Genomic DNA, 2488 nt, shown 5'->3' with positions numbered 1-2488 from the left:
AATGGATCCAGTCACACAAATTCTCGATATGGTTTTTACTGTTGAGGCTTTTTTACTTGTTTTTGTTATCGTGCTTTTAAAAAGTAGCGTTAAATTTGTACCACAAAACCGCGCCTGGTTAATCGAACGTTTTGGTAAATACCAATCAACTAAAGAAGCCGGCCTTAACTTTATTATTCCATTTATTGATAGAATCTCGGCTGATCGTAGCTTAAAAGAACAAGCTCAAGATGTACCATCGCAGTCAGCTATCACTAAAGATAACATCTCACTTATAGTTGATGGCGTACTGTACTTTAGGGTACTAGACCCGTACAAAGCAACGTATGGCGTTGACGACTATACATTTGCAGTTGTACAACTTTCGCAAACAACAATGCGTTCAGAATTAGGTAAAATGGAGCTTGATAAAACATTTGAAGAGCGTGATTTACTTAACACCAACATTGTTGCTGCTATAAATCAGGCATCTGAGCCTTGGGGTATTCAAGTACTTCGTTACGAAATTAAAGATATTGTGCCACCTAACTCTATTATGGAGGCGATGGAAGCGCAAATGAAAGCTGAGCGTGTTAAACGTGCTCAAATTTTAGAATCAGAAGGTGACCGCCAAGCAAATATCAACGTTGCTGAAGGTAAAAAGCAAGCACAAGTACTTGCTGCAGAAGCCGATAAAGCCGAGCAAATTTTACGCGCTGAGGGTGAAGCAACTGCAATTACAACTGTTGCTGAAGCACAAGCAAATGCACTTATTAAAGTTGGTGAAGCTGCAGATACAGAGCAAGGCCAAAAAGCAATTCAGCTAGACTTAGCAACTAAAGCAATCGCTGCTAAAGAAGCTATTGCTCGTGAATCATCAATTGTATTACTGCCAGATAACGCAACAGATGCAAGTTCAATGGTTGCGCAAGGTATGGCAATTATTAATAGTTTAAATAAAAAGAATTTGGGTTAATAACTAAATAAAGAGGTTTGTATGGATTTTATTACGCAAAATTTACCGCAAACACTTATGGTACTTGGTATTGTTGCTTTAATAATAGAAGTAGCAGTACTTGGCCTTTCTACATTTATTTTGTTGTTTTTTGGATTATCGTTATTCCTCACAGGATTATTAATGAGTTTTGGTATTTTACCCGACTCATTAACCACCGCCCTTTGGAGTAATGCAATTGTAACAGCAGGTTTGGCCGTTGTACTTTGGAAACCATTAAAACAAATGCAAAATCGCGTAGATAAAAAGCAAGTAAATAGTGATTTTGCTGAACTCACTTTTGTACTTACTAGCGATGTAACAGAACAAGGTTTAACTACACATCAATATTCAGGTATTAGCTGGAAGCTTAAAAGTGAGCAACCAATTGGCGCCGGTACTGAGGTTTTAGTAACCAAAAAAGAAGTGGGTGTTATGTGGGTTACGCCTAAAAGCTAATCATCACTTTAAAAACAAACACTGTAAATTGTAAGTTACAGTAAAACGGGCGGCTCAAACTGCCCGTTTTTTATATCTGATATTTGAAATACAGCGCCTTGTTCAGTAACAGTATTATAAATCGCTTCATCAAATGCCGATGTCACAAGTAACAAGTCAGCATTTTCACCACCAAATGCAGTGCATGTCGGTTTTATTGCGCAAAGCTTTAATGTTTTAATTAGCTCACCGCCTGGGGATAAACATATAACACATCCCATTCCCCACACAGCTAGCCACAAATTACCTAATTGGTCGGTTACGCATCCATCGGGATCAACATCAGTATTATTAAATTGATAAAAAACACGTGGCTCAGAGCAAGGTTCGCCAGTTTGCTCATCCAAATCTAATACATAAATACAACTCGTTAAAGAGTCGCAGTAATAGCCACGTAAACGTGCCTTATCAAAACACAATCCATTTGGGATACTCAAGTCACTTACAACGGCTTTAAGCTGGCGTTTATAATAACGGTATATTTTACCATCACCTTTTTTAGCATTTACATCCATTGTACTAAACCAAAAACCACCCCATGGATCGGCGCGGCCATCGTTTGAACGCCTGTTTAACAGTGTATTTTCAATATTGAGGATAAGATGGCGAGTGTTTGAATTAATATGATATTTATATAAACCAGTACTTGTACAGAGCAACAAGTGCTGCTCATCAATCCACGCTATTGCACTGATCGTATCTGGCATATTAACTATTTTTAGTTTGCTTTCGTTGTGTGTATTTTTACTTAAAAGTAGTTTTTTATTTATGTCGACCCAAAAAAAAGTATTCAGCATAGGGTGCCAAAGTGGGCTTTCTCCAAGCTGATTCTGTGTGCTTTCAAAAATGGTTACGCTAGGATCAAACATAAATACTTATTCTTTATTATTAACAAAGCCTTGTAACCCAAACCTTACCAGAAAACAGTTGATTTCGCGATACGTACCTGGCTTTAATTTATCAACATGCCCTAGGGCGTGTTGATCTTTGGTGGGTGAATTTGCAGCAGTATGTTTG

Annotated in this window: 3 protein-coding genes; 2 read left to right on the top strand and 1 reads right to left on the bottom strand. The window is 37.8% G+C overall.

Annotation, left to right across the window (positions count from 1 at the left end; genetic code table 11):
* Position 1: 1 nt before the first annotated feature.
* Both GQR46_RS18675 and GQR46_RS18670 read left to right on the top strand, forming a co-directional pair.
* On the top strand, positions 2-955 hold the full coding sequence (locus tag GQR46_RS18675) for a slipin family protein (protein WP_076924206.1): 954 nt from the start codon (positions 2-4) through the stop codon (positions 953-955).
* A 21-nt stretch (positions 956-976) separates the two neighbouring features.
* Positions 977-1432 (top strand): NfeD family protein, encoded by a 456-nt coding sequence (locus tag GQR46_RS18670; RefSeq protein ID WP_165742026.1) that lies wholly within the window; start codon positions 977-979, stop codon positions 1430-1432.
* 35 nt (positions 1433-1467) lie between these two features.
* Here GQR46_RS18670 and GQR46_RS18665 read toward each other — a convergent pair whose 3' ends face one another.
* Positions 1468-2340 (bottom strand): SMP-30/gluconolactonase/LRE family protein, encoded by an 873-nt coding sequence (locus tag GQR46_RS18665; RefSeq protein WP_165742024.1) that lies wholly within the window; start codon positions 2338-2340, stop codon positions 1468-1470.
* Positions 2341-2488: the final 148 nt, after the last annotated feature.

The organism is Pseudoalteromonas sp. Z1A6, assembly GCF_011378745.1.
GTDB lineage: Bacteria > Pseudomonadota > Gammaproteobacteria > Enterobacterales > Alteromonadaceae > Pseudoalteromonas > Pseudoalteromonas arctica.
The sequence above is the reverse complement of the archived record's forward strand: the minus strand, read 5'-3'. Positions and strand labels throughout refer to the sequence as shown.

Bases quoted from the DNA above. Each gene is read 5' to 3' on its own strand.
- GQR46_RS18665 (WP_165742024.1), bottom strand. From the start codon at position 2,340: ATGTTTGATCCTAGCGTAACCATTTTTGAAAGCACACAGAATCAGCTT.
- GQR46_RS18675 (WP_076924206.1), top strand. From the start codon at position 2: ATGGATCCAGTCACACAAATTCTCGATATGGTTTTTACTGTTGAGGCT.
- GQR46_RS18670 (WP_165742026.1), top strand. From the start codon at position 977: ATGGATTTTATTACGCAAAATTTACCGCAAACACTTATGGTACTTGGT.